Source organism: Sphingobacterium sp. SG20118, assembly GCF_044740685.1.
GTDB lineage: Bacteria > Bacteroidota > Bacteroidia > Sphingobacteriales > Sphingobacteriaceae > Sphingobacterium.
On the sequence record NZ_CP172826.1, the window covers coordinates 2,127,314 to 2,145,437 of the forward strand.

Genomic DNA, 18,124 nt, shown 5'->3' on the forward strand with positions numbered 1-18,124 from the left:
AAATAAAAAGATGAAAAAAATTAAAAATATTATCCTCGATTATGGGGATGTGGTCTTTATGATAGACTTTTTAAGGATGGAGTCTGCCTTTAGTGACTTGGGTATCAAAAATGTACGACAATATTACGGTCATCGTGCACAAACAAAACTTTTTGATGATTTTGAGCAAGGAAAAATTCCTGCAAAGGCATTTCGAGAGGGAATTCGTGAGATTTCAGGACTTTCTTCTTTGAGCGATGCTCAAATTGACGCTGCTTGGAATGCAATGTTGATCGGTGTTGCTGAGGGAAGTCATGAATTATTATTGAAGTTGAAAGATAAATACCGCTTATTCTTATTGAGCAATAATAATGAAATCCATTATCAATGGATTATGAATCATCTGAAAAATAAGTTTGGGATGGCAGATAATACCATTTTTTTTGAAAAGGATTATTATTCACATTTGATGGGTATGCGTAAACCTAATTCCGATATTTTTGAATTCGTGTTGAATACCCATGATTTAGTCCCGGCGGAAACCATTTTTATTGATGATAGTCCTCAACATTTGAAAACCGCTAAAGGGTTGGGGATGCAAACTTATCTATTGACAAAACCTGATACTTTGCGTGAATTGATTTACCGAGAGGGTCTGTTGGAAAATTAGTGTAAATTTGTTTTGCAAATGCCAATGATAATTGTACCTTTGCATCACTTTAAAATTAAAAGGCTACGAAAGGAGGTATATACAGAGCATGATTATCGTAAATGTAAAAGAAGGTGAATCTTTAGATAGAGCATTAAAACGTTTCAAGAAGAAATTCGAGAAAACTGGAGTTTTAAGAGAACTACGTTCTCGTCAAGCTTATGAAAAGAGATCTGTAACTCGTCGTATTCAAGTTAGAAAAGCGATTTACAAACAAGGATTAAACCAAGAGGTTTCAATCTAAGGTTTCTTAGAAGATATAAAAAAAGGGAAAAGTTTACTTTTCCCTTTTTTTATGCGCTTTATTTTGCTAAATTAGTTATAAATAGGATGGAGTATGTATCAGGAAGAGTTTGAGAAGTATCTACAATTTGAAAGGCGTTATTCCAAACACACTTTAATGGCCTATTTATATGAAGTGAGTTTGTTTTTGACTTTTTTGAAAAATGATCATCTGGCATTCGAACAGGTTAATCATCGGGATATGCGCCACTATTTTGCACGGATGTCCGAGTCGAAGAAATCAGCTACTACAATCAATCGTAGTATTTCGGCGCTGCGTACTTATTTCAAGTTCTTGCAGCGAGAAGGTGTGGTAAAGGGGAGCCCGATACAAATTAAGGCATTGAAGACACCTAAGAAGCTGCCTGTGGTAGTAGAAAAGGATAAGTTGATGTCACTCTTAGATCAGTTGGAAATAAATGTACACGATTTTGAAAGTCGTCGGGATAAATTGGTGATGGAGCTTTTGTTTGGTACAGGTATTCGTCTATCTGAATTATTACAAATTCAGGATAGAGATATTGATTATTATAGTAAAAATTTACTTATATTCGGTAAAAGGAGCAAAGAAAGACTGGTTTCCGATCAATGCAACATTAATAAAGGAGTTGCAGCTTTATTTACAAGCTAAAACTTTGTATATTGATAATAATAAATCTAGTTTCTTAATCGTTACTAAAGAAGGGAAACCTGCCTATGAGAAATTAATCTACAGAATAGTACATAAGTACTTGTCGATGATTTCTTCGCAACAGAAAAGAAGTCCGCATATATTGCGACATACTTTTGCGACAGCACTGCTGGATAATGGTGCAGATCTGAATGCAATAAAGGAGCTCCTCGGGCATGCAGGCCTTGCGGCAACGCAGGTGTATACGCATAATTCTGCGGAGCGATTAAAGTCTATTTATAAACAAGCTCATCCAAAAGCTTAAAAAAAGGAGGAAAAATGAACATTACTGTGCAATCAATTAAATTTAATGCTGATCAAAAGCTAATTGAGTTTATCCAAAGAAAAACAGGTAAATTGAATCAGTTTTTAGACTCAATCATTGGTGGAGAATGCTACTTGCGTTTAGAAAATGTAGACGATGAAATAAATAAGATATCGGAAATAAAGATAAATATCCCCGGGAGTCAACTTTTTGCGAAAGGACAAGCTAAGAGTTTTGAAGAAGCGACTGATATTGCAGTGGAATCCTTACGAAGACAAATTAACAAACATAAAACCAAAACCAAGACACAAATAAGTAATCATAAAGAAATTTTGGCGACTGAAGAAGAAGAATTTTAATAAATAACGGTTCAATAATGAAAAGACTAACCCATATGTGGTTAGTCTTTTTTTTATGCTGATAAAATAACACTAATCGTCGTTTTGGATTTAATATGAATGGTTTATTATTGTTATTTATAATTATTAAAAATAATCTTCACAGTTACTTGGATTGATTATAAATAATTATTATTTTTGTCGCATCAATAATAAATGAATACCCTTATGTTAAATACAATCTGTCCGTTAACAAATGTAGAAGAGGTTTATAAAACTGAAGCTGGTGCGATCTATCAATGTAGTCGTAAAAATTGTTATTGGTTAGAGTTTGGGGGTACAACGACTTCGTTTTCTGTTTCTGATTTTTTGAAATTCAAGAAATCGATCGACAATATCAATATTGAATCCATGTTGACTGACACAGCTCGTTCTTCTGATTTCACTTTGGTGATGCCTTTTCGTACCGAGCGCTGTTACCTATTGGATGTTCAAGCTGTTTTGAACTTAAGGGAGGTATTGGATGGCGCTAAGTTTATGATGGAATTGAACAGTGTAATCAAAGCTTGTTTACGCAATTCGCAGCTTACAGTATTGGCTTAAATAGCTTCTTTATAATTATACTGATTCTAAACAACTTATCTTTTTAATGTCTAATTTAGACTGAATTTGTATTGCATATTTAATATACAAATCTCAGTTATCTCCTCTATATTTGTATTGTTCAAGTAGGTCAGGTGTTCGAAACTTGATTATTAATATTGGAATTAAAACTTACGGATATGAAAGATTTATTGAAATTAAAATCTTCTTTAACAGAAGAAATCGAAAATATATTAAATGCGCAAATTAAGGTAGAAGCTCACTCTTCATCTTTGTATTTAGCGATGTCATCTTGGTGTGATGATCAAGGCTTAGAAAATGCTGCTGAATTTTTTGCTAAGCAATCAAATGAAGAACGCGAGCATATGTTGAAGCTTTTTAATTATATCAATAATAGAGGTGGTCGTGCTATTTCTCCTGAAGTAACTGGCATTCCTTCTGATTTTGATTCGTTCCGTGGAATTTTTGAATCTACATTGGAGCAAGAAATGTTCGTAACAGAGCAGTTCAATAATATCGCTGATAAATGTGTGAAGGCTAAAGATTATGTAACCTTTAACTTCTTACAGTGGTTCTTGTCTGAACAGGTTGAAGAAGAGTTTGTTGCAAGAAGAATTTTAGAGTTATTTGACGTGATCGGCGAAGAGGGAACTGGACGTTGGGAAATTGACAAGCATTTGGTTAAGGTAACTTTTGCAGGTGAATAATTAATTTATTCTAGTAAATAAAAAAAAGGCGGTTTATTTTATAATAACCGCCTTTTTTTATACAATAAATCGTAATTCTGCGTTAATGTTGTGTGAATTAATGTGTATATTGACATACTAATAGAATAAGTTGTTTTGATGTCGGATAAATTCGAAATATCAGGAAATAATCATAAGATCATTTTATTTATTATGCTCTTCTTTATTGTTAGTAGGGCTGAAGCTCAGTTGCAAAAAAAGGAGGTGTATGGTTTTGTTGTGGATATTGATGGACAACCTCTTGCTGGGGTTAATGTGCGCCTAACAACTTCGCTAGATACCATTATGGTTGCGTCTTCAAATACTGGATTCTACAAATTTGAGGAAGTTAAAGGGAAAAACATCAGACTGAACTATAGTTTGTTGGGCTTAGAAATCGTAGAACGCTCTTATCCACAATATAACTCAACCAATCGAGTGGTTGCAGAAACGATTACTCTGAAGCCCCAGACCTCGGTGCTAAAAGAAATTCTTATTAAAAAATATAAGCCAATTGTTTTTAAGGAGGATACGGTACAGTTCAATATGGATGCATTTCAATTTAATCGTCGCATGCTTCTTGAGGACGCTTTGAAGCAAATTCCTAATTTTCAAGTTTCTAGAGATGGATCTGTTTATGCATTTGGAAAACCAATCATGTCTGTTCAGGTGGATGGTAAAAAGTTTTTTGGAGGTGATGTGCTGACAGCAACTCGAAATCTTCCTGTAGACTTTATTAAGAATATTCAGGTGATTGATTACTACGGCGATGAAGCGTATGCAAAAGGAACAAAAGGCGGAGAGTCTGAAAAGATCTTAAACATCGTCTTAAAAGATGATAAAAAGAAAATTTCTTTTGGTCAAGTAACAGGTGGTGTGGGCAATAAAGAACGTTTTTTAGCAAGTGCGGGGATTAACAGGTTTAATGATGGACAAGAGCTGTCATTTGTTGGGTCTCTTAATAATACGAATACGAATTTATTTTCCTTTGGTTCTCCAAATGGTGGTGGATCGCGTGATCGCGTCATGGGAGAACTGGCTGATTTTGCAGACCCAACTGATGGGTTTAACAATATAGGTTCTTTGGGCACGAGTTTTTCAAGTAATTTGACGGATAAAATTTACGCTTCTGGACGATACAGTTTTTCGAACATGAAGAATGTCACAAAAGGAAATTCTTACCTTCAATCAGTGTACGGTGATCATATCATTTCTAATCTAGAGGATTACGTAACCAAATCAGTAGATAATAGCCATCAGATGAATTGGGATTTTGATATTAAATTGTCTGATACGGATTTGTTGAAAATATCGCCCACATTTTCATGGAGCAAATCTAAAGGTGAAGAAGTGCGGGACAGGTATGTGAAAAACAGAACAATTACGAATAACGGAACATATCTTGCGGATAATACGAGTACAAGTCCAAATGCGGAACTGGATGTGCTATATGCTAAAAGTTTTAAAAAACCGGGTAGAAAATTGGTTTACAATTTACACCTAGGCTATAATTCAGTTGAAAAAAATGAAAATATCTTAGATCGTAACACCATTATTGACTCTGCATTCAATGATGTGAGCACGAAGACTAGTTTTTTAAATCAATTTGTAAGAAGTGATAACAGGAACCAAGATATAAAAAGCTCGCTCTCCATTATCGAACCTGTGGATAAGGGTGGGATCTTGGAAATCAATTATGATTTTACTTATACAGCAATTGATGCGAGGCGCATGGTTCATGAACGTGATAATGAACTGTGGAATATGCAACTTGTAGATTCGTTGAGTTTGCGCTATGATTATGCTTTTGCCTCCAATAGAATCGGAATGAAATACCAACAAGATGTCTTTAGTAAGTTTAAATATAATGTGGGTTTTGCGGTACAGCCAACTGAATTGACGGGATATTCTCGGGACAAGTCTATCCGGACTTCCTATGGGAACGTTAACCTCATACCTGCAGCAGGTATAAAATGGAAGTTTAATGAAAATTCGGATTTGTCCGTAGACTATTTGGGTAAGAATAATCAACCTAATTTTTATCAAATTCAACCTATTTTGGATAATACAAATTCGCAAAACATTATTCAGGGAAATCCGGACCTGAAAGCTGAATTTGTAAATCGTATTTTAGCGAAGTATCGAAAATCAATTGTGAAAAAGGGACAATATTTCGAAAGTAGTTTAGCCTATAATTTCGTGTTTGATAAAATTGTGTCAAACCGAACTACCATGCCTAATTCTACGGTTCAAAAAACGACATTTTTAAATACTTCGGGATATTATGATATTAAAGCATATTATTTATTTACTTCTGCATTGTTTGATGGTAATATTCAGATGAGTTTGAATGGTAATGCTGATTTTTATAATAATGTGACTTATATCAATGATATCCGTAATGATGGAGGGCATATATTATATTCACAATCGCTTCAATTCCGTTATATGTTCAGTGATATTTTTGAAGCGGAGTTAAATGGTAATTACTCGTTGAATAGTGCTACTTATAAGCTTCCTTATAACGATCAAATCATCGCACATTCAGGGGTGCTTGGTCTGGGGTCAAAATGTTATGTTAGCCAACATAGTTCATTTGGTGTGGAGGTCTCACAAAGGCTTAATGCGGGTTATTCATCCAATTCGTGGACGAATGTCAATCCAACAATTATCAATGCTTATTTTGAGTATACTTTTATGCGCAATAATTTGGCCATGTTACGTGTTCAGGGATTCGACTTGCTCAATCAAAACTCAGGAATAACTAGGGATGTTCTCGGAAATGATATTTTGGATGTCCAAAATCAAAGATTGTCACGTTATTTTATGTTATCTCTTAATTTTCGTTTGCAAAAATATCCAAAAAAATCATAATGAAAGCTGTTGTAATAACCCATTTTGGAGGACCTGAATGCCTAGCGGTAAAAGAGGTCACTGAACCATTGTATTCATCTCATGAGGTATTAATAAAAGTGCGAGCTGCGGGTATGAACCGTCCGGACGTTTTTCAAAGGAAAGGAAACTATGCTGCGCCTGAAGGGGTTTCGGCCGATATCCCAGGTTTGGAGGTTGCTGGAGAAATAGTAGCTGTTGGTGAATCTGTGAGCGAATGGAAGGTAGGAGATCGTGTGTGTGCGCTTTTGTCCGGAGCCGGATATGCGCAGTATGTAGCTGTAAATCAAGGTCAGTGCCTGCCTATACCTGAAGGTTTTAGTTATATAGAGGCTGCTGCACTTCCTGAAACTTTATTTACAGTTTATCATAATGTTTTTCAACGTGGGGCATTAATGAATAGTCAAGCTTTTTTAGTTCACGGCGGTAGCGGTGGTATCGGTTTCAATGGCTATACAATTAGCAAAATTGTGTGGTGCAAAAGTGTATACGACCGTGAGCTCTGATAAGAAAGCTGTATACTGCAAAAGTTTAGGGGCCGATGTGGTTATTAATTATAATGAAGAAGATTATGAAGTGGTTATCGGTGTTGATCAAATCGATGTTGTGTTGGATAGTATTGGAGGCGATTATTTTGCTAAAAATATCCAGGTAATGAAGCCAGATGGTCATTTGGTATATATAAATGCGATGAAGGGTGGGAAGGTTGAATTAAATCTATTTAAATTGATGCAAAAGCGAATTTATTTATCTGGAAGTTTGCTGAGAAGTCGTCCTGTTTTATTTAAACGTACTGTGCGGGATGAGATTATGCAGCAAATATTCCCATTACTCAATAAAAAGACGCTCCAGAGTAATGTCTACCGGACCTTTAGGCTTGAAGAAGCTGTGGCTGCACATCAGTTATTAGATTCGGGTGATTTTATGGGTAAGTTGGTGTTTGATCTTCAATAATGTTATACAATTGTTTTTGATATTGTAGGGGTGTGCACCCTGTTGCTTCCTTAAAATATTTGTGAAAACTGACAAAGTTTTGGAAACCCGATTCAAAACAAATCTGTTTAACATTCATCTTGCGTTCATTGAGCAATTTGCAAGCATAACCGATCCGCATTTCAATGAGGTATTGAAATAGCGTTTTGCCAGATTTAGCTTTGAAATAACGGCAGAAAGAGTTAGTCGTCATTCCTGTCATTGAGGCAATGTCTTCAAGTCGAATCTGTGTTTTATAGTGCTGGGTAATGTAGTCTATAATTACGGTCATTCGCCCGAAATCTAGATCCTGACTATCAATGGGGTAATTTTCACTGGATAATAAAGTATAGGATTCGGACTCTGCAATTAGGGTAAGTACCTCAATTAGACCTATGATTTTAGTTGAGTTATAGCTATTTAAAATCTTTTCTATAAGATCTTTAGATGTAGTGGTGATGGAATTATCGAGCTGTATACCTCGTCTTGATTTTTTGAGTAGATTTTTTAATTTATGATTTTCCGGTAGATTGAAAAATTGATCACCTAGAAAATTTTCTTTAAAATGTGTGACTCTTATATCCGCGGGATCTATATAATTGCTATCGAGGTACTGCGCGTCAAATAACCAATAATGGGGTAAGTTGGCGCCAACCAATACAATATCTCCACTTCTGAAATTCTTGACACTATCTCCAATAAACTGTGTTCCGGAACCTTTTGCAAAATGAATCAATTCAAGTTCTTCATGATAATGCCAAATATTGTGGTTTTGGGGCATAATGTCGTTCCTGACACTGAAAGATTTTATGCTACTGTCCTTGACTTTTAATAGTTGTGGTTTCATTTATTAATAAATATATGCACTATATTTTACATATACACTAATAAGTATGTTAAAATAGCTTAATAATTGGGTAAAATACTTAAATTTTGTTTCATTATTTATGCCTTATTTTACATAAACCAATGATAAATTATATTTTATATGTCAGTAAGTAACAGTAATAAATTAGCAATCGCTTTAGTAACATCTCTATTTTTCTTTTGGGGATTCGTACATAACTTAGATCCAATCCTGATTCCGCATCTTCGCAATGCTTTTAGTCTGACTCATTTACAAGCATCTTTAGTGGATTCGGCAGTTTTTATTGCCTATTTTCTATTGGCTATTCCTGCGGGAATAATCATGAAGAGATATGGTTATAAAGCGGGTATCCTGATAGGATTATGTCTTTTTGCAGTAGGCTGTTTTCTATTTATTCCCGCCGCTAATCAAATCAGTTATGCTTACTTTTTAGGCGCTTTATTTGTAGTGGCCTGTGGCTTGACAATTTTGGAAACAGCAGCAAATCCATATGTTACGATCTTGGGAGAGCCCAGTAAAGCAACGCAACGATTGAATTTTGCGCAGTCTTTTAATGGATTGGCCGCATTTATAGCTCCAATTTTGGGCGGTAAGTATATTTTAACAGAGCAACCGAAGTCGGATACCGAAATTGCAGACATGAGTGAGCAAGTACGTATTGCTTATATTCAAGCTGAGACTGCCGCAGTCAAAGGACCTTATATAATCTTAGGCTTGATCATCTTGGTGGTTGCTGCAGTTCTTTTCTTTACTAAGTTGCCAGATATCAAAGATGATGAAAGCGATGGAAAGATTGGTTTTTTCCATACCTTGAGACATAAAAATGTGAAATGGGGTGTGATTGCTCAATTTTTTTATGTTGGTGCACAAGTATGCATTTTGAGTTTTATGGTTTTATATGCTACTGAAGTTGCTGGCATAGCACCCATGGATGCTGCAAAGTATGCTAGTTTTACAGGTTTAGCTTTTATGTTAGGAAGGTTTGTAGGTACATTTTTTATGAAATACATACAGCCCCTCAAGTTACTAACCCTTTATGCAATAATCTGTATTGGTTTGTCTTTTATCGTGATATATGGTAGCGGCCAACTTACAGTGTATGCCTTGATTGCAGTTGCATTTTTTATGTCAATCATGTTTCCGACCATATTTGCTGTAGGTGTACAAGGCATAGGTTCGGATACTAAATCGGCGTCAAGTTTGATTGTTATGTCTATCGTAGGTGGCGCTATATTGCCGCCTCTACTGGGCTTAATTTCGGACATGACAGGAAATCTACAACTTGGATACTGGGTCCCTTTAATCTGTTTTGTGGTTGTGCTTTTATTTGCTCTAGCAAACAAAAATATAACGGATCAAGCTGGAAAAACTGCTTAGAAATAATTTATAATAAGATGATACAATATACGTTTGCGCTAGATTTGGTTAATGATCCGAAATTGATTGCTGAATATGAGCAGCATCATAGAACAGTGATGCCAGAAATTAAAGAATCAATCCGAGCTGCTGGTGTTACGAAGATGGAAATATTTAGATTTGAAAACCGTTTATTTATGATCATGGAGGTGGACAGTACGTTTTCTTTTGAGAAGAAAGCTAAAATGGATGCTGAAAATGAAACTGTACAGAAATGGGAGAAATTGATGTGGAAGTATCAAAGTGCGATACCAGGTGCGAAGGGGGATGAGAAGTGGGTTTTAATGAATAAAATATTCGATTTGAAATAATAAGATGATAAAGGATAAGAAAAAATATTTGCAGATACACCCGAACGATAATGTTTTGGTCGCTTTGCAGGATCTGCCCCAAGGTACTGAAATTGAATGGCAGAATAAACGTTTTCAATTGTTGGAAAATATTGCTGCTAAACATAAATTTACCATAACTCCTCTAACTAAAGATGCCGAGGTATATATGTATGGGGTATTGGTTGGTAAGGTCAATTGTGACTTAGGAATGGGGGCTTTGATTTCAACAGAAAATTTGAGACATGCTGCAGATGATTTTAAGTTGAGTAAGCGGAATACAGCGTGGACTCAACCTGATGTTTCGGATTTTAAAGATAAGACTTTTAGTGGTTTTCATCGTTCTAACGGAACTGTTGGTACAGCTAATTATTGGCTGGTTATTCCGCTGGTTTTTTGTGAAAATAGAAATGTACTGACGCTGAAAACAGCTTTTGAAGAAAAGTTAGGATATAAAGTAAAAGCAAATGATTATACGACCGAGGTCGATGAGTTGATTCGTTTATATCAATCGGGAGCTGATGTCAACCAGATTATCTCAAGTGATCTGAGTGTATCTGTTGGATCTGCTAGTCAACAGCGCTTATTTGATAATGTGGATGGTATCAAGTTTTTGAATCATGAGATGGGTTGCGGAGGTACACGTCTGGATTCTGATGCATTATGTGGTTTGCTAGCGGGTTATATTACGCATCCTAACGTAGCTGGGGCGACAATTTTGAGTTTAGGTTGTCAACATGCACAGGCTTCAATATTACAAGCGGAAATAGCCAAAAGAGATCCGAAGTTTGATAAACCGTTATATATTTTTGAACAACAAAAAGAGGGCACGGAAAAAGAATTGATGCAGAAGGCTGTTAAAGCAACATTTGCCGGTATGATGGAGGCAAATCAACACACTCGCAAACCGGCTTCTTTAGATAAGTTGTGTATCGGTTTGGAATGTGGTGGTTCGGATGGCTTCTCGGGTATCTCCGCTAATCCAGCATTGGGATATCTATCGGATATCTTAGTGACTTTGGGCGGATCGGTTATATTGGCTGAATTTCCAGAGCTTTGTGGTGTGGAACAAGAATTGAGTGATCGTTGTGTGGATGAACCTACTGCAGATAAATTCATGGAACTGATGCGTGTGTATAATGCAAAAGCTGAGGCTGATGGTTCAGGTTTTTACATGAATCCTTCACCAGGGAATATACGTGACGGACTTATTACGGATGCTATTAAATCTGCTGGAGCGGCTAAAAAAGGGGGGACATCACCCGTAATGGCTGTAGTGGATTATCCTGGATTGGCTAATAAACCAGGGTTAAATCTTTTATGCACACCTGGGAATGATGTGGAGAGTACGACTGCTGAGGTTGCAGCGGGTGCAAACATCGTGCTGTTTACAACAGGATTGGGCACTCCAACAGGAAATCCGATTACTCCTGTAGTAAAGCTGTCTACGAATACGAAGACATTTGAAAAAATGCCAGATATTATCGATATTAATTGCGGGACAATTATCGAAGGAGAAGAGTCAATTCAAGAAGCTGCTCATCGTATATTGGATTATGTGATTCAGGCGGCTAGTGGAGAGGTCGTTCCTAAAGCGGTACTTTTGGGACAAGATGATTTTATTCCTTGGCGAAGAGGAGTATCTTTATAATCAGTATTGTTAATTGATTGTTTTGTAGTCAGATATGTGGTTAAACTATAGGTGATAGGAGTTGTACAGAGAAAGATTACCTAATAAAATATAAGAAAAATTGTAAATCATTATTTGATTGTCTTGAATAAGGTAGTCGGATATTTATTAAATAACATATTAAGATGTCAAAATTGCAGAATAAAGTAGCTGTAATCACGGGTGGCGGAAGCGGAATAGGGCGTGCCATTAGTTTACTCTTTGCAGCAGAAGGTGCTACAGTCCACATACTGGATCTAAATGTAGATGGAGCAGAGTTAGTTGCCACTGAAATAGCAACTAAAGGTGGTAAAGGATATGTCCATAAATGTAATGTAAGTCAGCAGGAAGATGTCTTAAATACCGTCAGTAAAATTGATAAAATTGATATCTTGGTGAATAATGCAGGTATAGCTCATGTGGGTAATTTGGAAAACTGTGCAACCGAAGATTTTGAACGTGTTTTTAATGTCAATGTTAAGGGTGCGTACAATGCGTTATATGCAATCATTCCGAAGATGAAACTTAACGGTGGTGGTGCGATATTGAATCTTGCATCTATTGCTGCCTGGGTGGGGATACCGGATCGTTTTGCTTATTCGATGAGTAAGGGTGCTATTTTTGCTATGTCTCTTTCTGTAGCACGTGATTACATGGCAGACGGGATACGTTGTAACAGTATTTCTCCTGCACGTGTGCATACACCATTTGTTGATGGTTTCATTGCCAAAAATTATCCAGGACAAGAAGCGGAGGTTTTTGATAAATTGTCCAAAAGTCAACCAATCGGAAGAATGGCACAACCAGAAGAAATTGCTAAATTAGCTTTATTCTTATGTAGTGATGATGCAGGTTTTATCACAGGAAATGACTATCCGATAGACGGAGGTTTTATTAAATTAAATAATTAAGTGTAATTGAACATGGTAGCTTTGGTGCTACTTTGATATAATAATAATACTAAAAATATGAAATTAATACGTTTTGGAGCAATTGGAAAAGAGAAAATTGGCGTTCAGATTGATGGCGTAAATTATGATACATCTGCTTTTGGAGGTGATTATAATGAGGCTTTTTTTGAGAATGACGGTTTAGCGGCTTTAGAGGAGTTTGTGAAGGCAAATAAAGGTAAGTTAATTCCTATCGCTGATACTGAACGAATAGGGGCGCCATTTGCGAGACCGTCTAAAATCGTTTGTATTGGTTTAAATTATAAAGATCATGCAGAAGAAACTGGTGCTGCAATTCCTGCAGAGCCTATTATTTTCATGAAATCTACAACTTCTTTAGTCGGACCGTATGACCAGGTTGTGATTCCGCGTGGTTCTGTAAAGACAGATTGGGAAGTGGAGTTTGGTATTGTAATTGGCAAAAAAGCTTCTTATGTAGAAGAGTCTGATGCCTTAGATTATGTAGCGGGCTATGTGTTGCACAATGATGTTTCAGAGCGTGCGTATCAATTGGAACGTGGCGGAAACATGGGATAAGGGTAAAGGTTGTGATACTTTTGCGCCAATGGGACCTTTTATGACTACTAAAGATGAAATCGAGGATATCAACAATGTGAATCTTTGGTTGAAAGTAAATGGTAAAGAATATCAAAATGGGAGTACAAAAAATCTTATTTTTTCTGTCCCTTTTGTTGTGAGCTATGTATCGCAATTTATGACACTATTACCAGGTGATGTTATCTCTACAGGAACACCGGCAGGCGTTGGTTTAGGCTTTAATCCACCTATCTACCTAAAAGAAGGTGATATTATTGAATTGGGCGCGGATGGTTTAGGTGAGTCACGTCAAGAAGTTATCGCTTATTCTAAAAAGTAATTTTGTGGTATGCGTATAGATGCTCATCAACATTTTTGGCAATATGATTCCGTTCGTGATAATTGGATCACTAGTAAAATGAAAGTCTTGCAACAAGACTACTTACCGTTAGATTTAAAATTTATTCTAGAAAAGAATGATTTTGACGGTTGTATTGCTGTACAAGCTGATCAGTCTGATGATGAAACTAAATTTTTAGTGCAACAGGCTAAAGATTATCCTTTTATTAAGGGAGTTGTGGGTTGGGTGGATTTGCGTGCAACAGATATTGATGAACAACTGCATCAATATCAAGATGAAAAGCTCATTAAAGGTTTTAGGCATATAGTTGAAGGTGAGGAAGATCCTGATTTCTTAAAACGTGACGGCTTCTTAAAAGGGGTGGAGGCATTGACTAAATATGGGTATACTTATGACCTTTTGATTCGTCCGCGTCATTATGCTGCTGCATTAGCATGTATAGCTGCTAATCCTAATCAGACATTCATATTGGATCATATCGCTAAACCAGAAATCAAATCCAAAGCGTTTGAAGAGTGGGCATTGTTCATTGAAGATCTAGCAGCTTTTTCTAATGTTAACTGTAAAGTTTCTGGCTTGGCAACAGAGGCGGACTGGAAATATTGGCGTTTGGATGATTTTAGTCAATATTTAGGTCATGTATTTCAATCTTTTGGCAAAGAGCGTATTATGTATGGTTCTGATTGGCCAGTATGCCTGTTAGCGGCTTCTTACGAAGAAAGTGTCGCCATTGTCGAGTCCAAATTGGAATCTTTCACTGAAACAGAAAAAGAAGCTTTTTGGGGGGCAAACGCATTTAAAATCTATAATTTATAAGAGACAGTATGAATCTAAATTTGAAAGATAAAGTTATAATCGTCACTGGTGGTGCAAAAGGAATTGGTAGGGCCATTGTTCTTGGTTTAGCACAAGAAGGTGCTATCCCTGTGATAGTTGGTCGCAGACAAGAGGATAACACTCTCGTCGGGCAAGAGGTTGAGGCTCTTGGTGGTCTAGCTTTTTCCGTGCAAGCCGAATTGGCGGATCCGAAGGATTGTGAAGCTGCTATTGCGCAAACATTAATTCGTTTTGGACGTATCGATGGTTTGGTCAATAATGCTGGTGTTAATGATGGTGTAGGTTTAGCTTCTGGTAATTATGAAAAGTTCGTAGCGTCACTGCATAAAAATTTAGTTCATTATTATTTAATGGCCCATCATGCTCTGGATGCATTGAAAGCGTCAAAGGGTAGTATTGTCAATATTAGTTCTAAAACTGCGGAGACGGGACAAGGGAATACTTCGGCTTATGCGGCAGCAAATGGAGGACGTAATGCCCTAACTAGAGAGTGGGCAGTGGAGTTGCTACCTTACCATATTCGTGTCAATGCAATTGTTGTTGCTGAATGTGCTACGCCACAATATGATACGTGGATACAAACCTTGGATAACCCAGAAGAAATGTTGAAGAAAATAACCGATCGTATCCCTTTGGGGCATCGCATGACGACATCCGAAGAAATAGCAAATACTGCTTTATTTCTTTTGTCTGATAAATCGAGTCATACGACTGGTCAGCTTATTCATGTGGATGGCGGCTATGTGCACCTGGACCGGTCTATAATTGCTGAGAAGTAGCCTTTTAAAAAAAAATAGGTATCATAAAAAGGGCTTTTAATTTAATTAAAAGCCCTTTTATAGTAGTATTGATACCAGGATTAACCTAATTTACCAACTTCTTGAACTAAATCAACAATTTTGTTTGAATAACCCCACTCGTTGTCGTACCAAGAGATAACTTTTACAAAGTTGTCATTCAATGAAATACCCGCTTTTGCATCAAAGATAGATGTACGTGGATCACCTACGAAATCACTAGATACAACTTCATCTTCTGTATAACCTAAGATTCCTTTTAATTCGCCTTCAGATGCTTCCTTCATTGCTGCTTTGATTTCTTCGTAAGAAGCAGATTTAGCCAAACGAACTGTTAAATCTACAACTGAAACGTCCGCGGTAGGAACACGTAGAGACATACCTGTTAATTTACCTTTTAATTCAGGTAAAACCAAACCAACAGCTTTAGCTGCACCTGTTGATGAAGGGATGATGTTTTGGTAAGCACCACGTCCACCTCTCCAGTCTTTTACTGAAGGGCCATCTACTGTTTTTTGTGTAGCTGTAACTGCGTGTACAGTTGTCATTAAACCTTCAACGATACCGAACTTGTCATTCAAAACTTTAGCCACTGGTGCTAAACAGTTAGTAGTACAAGAAGCATTAGAAACGATATGTTGGTCAGCTTTTAAATCTTTATGGTTAACGCCCATAACGAAAGTAGGAGTATCATCCTTTGCAGGTGCTGACATTACTACTTTTTTAGCTCCAGCATCAATGTGTTTTTGAGCTAATTCTTGTGTTAAGAAGAAACCTGTTGATTCGATAATCACTTCAGCACCAACTTCATTCCATTTCAAGTTCGCAGGATCTTTTTCTGCTGTAACGCGAATAGTTTTACCGTTAACAACTAAGTTTCCGTCGACAACCTCTACTGTACCATCGAATTTACCATGAGTTGAATCATATTTCAACATATACGCCATATAATCTGGCTCTACCAAGTCATTGATACCAACAACTTCAACACCTGGACGATTTACCGCAGCTCTGAATGCTAAACGACCAATACGGCCAAATCCGTTAATTCCAATTTTCATATTATTAATTTTTATTGATATAATATTTTATAAGATTATGAATAGGTTCTTTTGTAATTGTTCCTATTGATAAATTAAATTCTTCTATTGCAACCTCTTTTAGAAGGCTTTCAAAATTTGCAGCTACAGATCCAGTAAAATTAACATGATTATCCGGATGTTCTTTGTACAAAGGCTTGATGAAAGTTTTTAAATACAAACGGAAACCATTTTTTACAATCTGAATAATAAATGGATGATTTTTATTTTCCAGAACAAAATCAGAGAAGGAATTCAAGAAAATCGTTGGTTGTGGCGAGTTATAGACCTTTTCCAAGATAATTTTCCTGTCAATAGCAAATTTATTTAATAACTTGTCTTCCAAGTCTTGAGGAAGTGTGTCTGTTAAATAATGTTTTAATAACATCCTTGAGGTCCAATTTGTAGAACCCTCATCTGCTAATATATAACCTAGTCCGTAATTATTGGACATGATTTTTTTTCCAGTGTAATACGCGGCATTTGACCCACTTCCGATGATGCCAATAATGCCTTTTTCATCACCAAATGTAGATATTGCAGATGCAATAACATCATGTTCAACTTTTACTTTGGCATTAATGAAAAACTTTTCGAATACAGTTTTGATTTTGTTTTTTCGTTCTGGAGAAGATGATCCTGCACCAAAAAAATAGATTCGTTTAATCTTTTCAGCATTATTGATCAGATTCGTGTTCTTATTTAAGAGTTGGGCAATATATCTTTCATCTTGCAAGTAGGGGTTGATTCCACTGGTGCGAAATCCAGTTACCACTCGACCCTTGTCGGCTAATCTCCAATCTGCGAATTTTGAACCACTGTAGACTACTGCAATCATCTGAATTCTATTTTCTTTTACCTAGATAGCTAATACTTGAACAAGCTCTAACATATCGGAGCTTAATTTGTATTCTTTGTTATTAATAGCATCCTCTAAAGGACTTGTAACAACTTCATTTCCCCTAACACCGACTGTCATACGATTGTTTCCTTTTAACAATTCTTTTACCGCAGCGAAACCCAATCGACTTGCTAATACACGGTCAAAGCTTGATGGAGAACCACCACGTTGTAAGTGTCCTAAGATACTAACTTTTGTGTCATAATAATCAAATTTTTCTTTGACTTTTTTTGCGACATTATAGGCGCCTCCATTTTGATCGCCTTCGGCAACAATAACGATAGAGGATGATTTCTTGCCACGGCCATCTGCAGCTGATAAATGATCGATTAATTCATCAATCGCGGTTTCCTTTTCAGGCAATAAAATCGCTTCTGCGCCACCAGCTATACCTGCGTTCAATGCAATACAACCTGAGTCGCGACCCATAACTTCGATAAAGAATAGGCGCTCATGTGAAGCAGCAGTATCCCTGATCTTGTCGATAGCCTCTATTACTGTATTGGTAGCTGTATCATAACCTAAGGTGAAATCTGAGCCGTATAAATCATTATCAATTGTTCCTGGTATACAAATTACAGGAATGTCGTATTCTTTTGAAAAGTAATCAGCACCTGTAAAAGTACCATCACCACCAATTGCAACTAGTGCATCTATACCAGCAGCTTTGACGTTTTCATATGCTTTTGCCCGTCCTTCTTTCGTTTTAAACTCTAGGCATCTAGCAGTTTTGAGAATAGTCCCGCCCAATTGAATAATATTACTCACGGAACGCGATGTCATTTCTGTAAAATTAGCGTCCAACATACCTTGGTACCCTTGGTATATACCTGTAACACTTAAATTCTCATATAAAGCTGTACGGACTACCGCTCGAATGCAAGCATTCATGCCGGGTGCGTCTCCGCCAGATGTAAAAACTCCAATTCTTTTAATATTCACCAC

At 36.6% G+C, this 18,124-nt stretch carries 18 protein-coding genes and 2 pseudogenes; 16 read left to right on the top strand and 4 right to left on the bottom strand.

What is annotated here, in order from left to right; genetic code table 11:
• Positions 1-10: 10 nt before the first annotated feature.
• The 9 genes and pseudogenes from ACFX5U_RS09970 to ACFX5U_RS10010 all read left to right on the top strand — a co-directional run bounded on the left by ACFX5U_RS09970 (position 11) and on the right by ACFX5U_RS10010 (position 7,417).
• Positions 11-649: an HAD family hydrolase gene (locus ACFX5U_RS09970; RefSeq protein WP_400263339.1), complete on the top strand. Its 639-nt coding sequence runs from the start codon at positions 11-13 to the stop codon at positions 647-649.
• An 88-nt stretch (positions 650-737) separates the two neighbouring features.
• Positions 738-932 carry a 30S ribosomal protein S21 gene (rpsU, locus tag ACFX5U_RS09975; RefSeq protein WP_038698160.1) on the top strand — a complete coding sequence of 65 codons (195 nt, stop codon included), beginning with the start codon at positions 738-740 and terminating at the stop codon, positions 930-932.
• 156 nt (positions 933-1,088) lie between these two features.
• Positions 1,089-1,905: pseudogene (locus tag ACFX5U_RS09980) on the top strand (tyrosine-type recombinase/integrase).
• Between the two features lie 14 nt (positions 1,906-1,919).
• The gene (hpf, locus tag ACFX5U_RS09985; RefSeq protein ID WP_038698164.1) at positions 1,920-2,264 is read left to right on the top strand and encodes a ribosome hibernation-promoting factor, HPF/YfiA family; all 345 of its coding nucleotides are present in this window, start codon (positions 1,920-1,922) and stop codon (positions 2,262-2,264) included.
• 207 nt (positions 2,265-2,471) lie between these two features.
• Positions 2,472-2,846 carry a DUF6686 family protein gene (locus ACFX5U_RS09990; RefSeq protein ID WP_280568143.1) on the top strand — a complete coding sequence of 125 codons (375 nt, stop codon included), beginning with the start codon at positions 2,472-2,474 and terminating at the stop codon, positions 2,844-2,846.
• A gap of 179 nt (positions 2,847-3,025) precedes the next feature.
• Positions 3,026-3,553, top strand: coding sequence for a ferritin (locus tag ACFX5U_RS09995; RefSeq protein ID WP_038698166.1), 528 nt, complete (start codon positions 3,026-3,028; stop codon positions 3,551-3,553).
• A gap of 138 nt (positions 3,554-3,691) precedes the next feature.
• Positions 3,692-6,445, top strand: a complete 2,754-nt coding sequence (locus ACFX5U_RS10000; protein WP_400263340.1) for an outer membrane beta-barrel protein — start codon at positions 3,692-3,694, stop codon at positions 6,443-6,445.
• Positions 6,445-6,969 (top strand): alcohol dehydrogenase catalytic domain-containing protein, encoded by a 525-nt coding sequence (locus ACFX5U_RS10005; protein ID WP_400263341.1) that lies wholly within the window; start codon positions 6,445-6,447, stop codon positions 6,967-6,969. The genes ACFX5U_RS10000 and ACFX5U_RS10005 overlap by 1 nt, the downstream gene beginning before the upstream one ends.
• A complete protein-coding gene (locus tag ACFX5U_RS10010) occupies positions 6,959-7,417 on the top strand; it encodes a zinc-binding dehydrogenase (RefSeq protein ID WP_400263342.1) in 459 nt (152 codons plus the stop codon). Before ACFX5U_RS10005 ends, ACFX5U_RS10010 begins: the two co-directional genes overlap by 11 nt.
• Here ACFX5U_RS10010 and ACFX5U_RS10015 read toward each other — a convergent pair.
• The gene (locus ACFX5U_RS10015; protein ID WP_400263343.1) at positions 7,386-8,282 is read right to left on the bottom strand and encodes an AraC family transcriptional regulator; all 897 of its coding nucleotides are present in this window, start codon (positions 8,280-8,282) and stop codon (positions 7,386-7,388) included. The genes ACFX5U_RS10010 and ACFX5U_RS10015 overlap by 32 nt on opposite strands.
• A gap of 141 nt (positions 8,283-8,423) precedes the next feature.
• Between ACFX5U_RS10015 and fucP the strand changes: the two genes are divergently transcribed.
• The 7 genes and pseudogenes from fucP to ACFX5U_RS10050 all read left to right on the top strand — a co-directional run bounded on the left by fucP (position 8,424) and on the right by ACFX5U_RS10050 (position 15,181).
• The gene (fucP, locus tag ACFX5U_RS10020) at positions 8,424-9,680 is read left to right on the top strand and encodes an L-fucose:H+ symporter permease (protein WP_400263344.1); all 1,257 of its coding nucleotides are present in this window, start codon (positions 8,424-8,426) and stop codon (positions 9,678-9,680) included.
• A 17-nt stretch (positions 9,681-9,697) separates the two neighbouring features.
• Complete coding sequence (locus ACFX5U_RS10025) at positions 9,698-10,030, top strand: L-rhamnose mutarotase (RefSeq protein WP_400263345.1); 333 nt, start codon at positions 9,698-9,700, stop codon at positions 10,028-10,030.
• A gap of 4 nt (positions 10,031-10,034) precedes the next feature.
• Positions 10,035-11,699: a UxaA family hydrolase gene (locus ACFX5U_RS10030; protein WP_400263346.1), complete on the top strand. Its 1,665-nt coding sequence runs from the start codon at positions 10,035-10,037 to the stop codon at positions 11,697-11,699.
• 164 nt (positions 11,700-11,863) lie between these two features.
• Positions 11,864-12,628: an SDR family NAD(P)-dependent oxidoreductase gene (locus ACFX5U_RS10035; protein ID WP_400263347.1), complete on the top strand. Its 765-nt coding sequence runs from the start codon at positions 11,864-11,866 to the stop codon at positions 12,626-12,628.
• A gap of 57 nt (positions 12,629-12,685) precedes the next feature.
• A pseudogene (locus tag ACFX5U_RS10040) lies at positions 12,686-13,544 on the top strand (fumarylacetoacetate hydrolase family protein).
• Between the two features lie 9 nt (positions 13,545-13,553).
• Positions 13,554-14,381 carry an amidohydrolase family protein gene (locus tag ACFX5U_RS10045; protein ID WP_400263348.1) on the top strand — a complete coding sequence of 276 codons (828 nt, stop codon included), beginning with the start codon at positions 13,554-13,556 and terminating at the stop codon, positions 14,379-14,381.
• An 8-nt stretch (positions 14,382-14,389) separates the two neighbouring features.
• Entirely contained in the window at positions 14,390-15,181 is a 792-nt protein-coding gene (locus ACFX5U_RS10050; protein WP_400263349.1) for an SDR family oxidoreductase, read from the top strand.
• An 80-nt stretch (positions 15,182-15,261) separates the two neighbouring features.
• On the opposite strand, the gene gap is transcribed toward ACFX5U_RS10050, so the two are convergent.
• The 3 genes from gap to pfkA are packed head-to-tail and all read right to left on the bottom strand — an operon-like array spanning position 15,262 to position 18,124.
• The gene (gene gap, locus ACFX5U_RS10055) at positions 15,262-16,260 is read right to left on the bottom strand and encodes a type I glyceraldehyde-3-phosphate dehydrogenase (RefSeq protein WP_038698182.1); all 999 of its coding nucleotides are present in this window, start codon (positions 16,258-16,260) and stop codon (positions 15,262-15,264) included.
• 4 nt (positions 16,261-16,264) lie between these two features.
• Positions 16,265-17,116: a hypothetical protein gene (locus ACFX5U_RS10060; RefSeq protein WP_038698184.1), complete on the bottom strand. Its 852-nt coding sequence runs from the start codon at positions 17,114-17,116 to the stop codon at positions 16,265-16,267.
• A 21-nt stretch (positions 17,117-17,137) separates the two neighbouring features.
• Positions 17,138-18,124 carry a 6-phosphofructokinase gene (pfkA, locus tag ACFX5U_RS10065; RefSeq protein WP_038698185.1) on the bottom strand — a complete coding sequence of 329 codons (987 nt, stop codon included), beginning with the start codon at positions 18,122-18,124 and terminating at the stop codon, positions 17,138-17,140.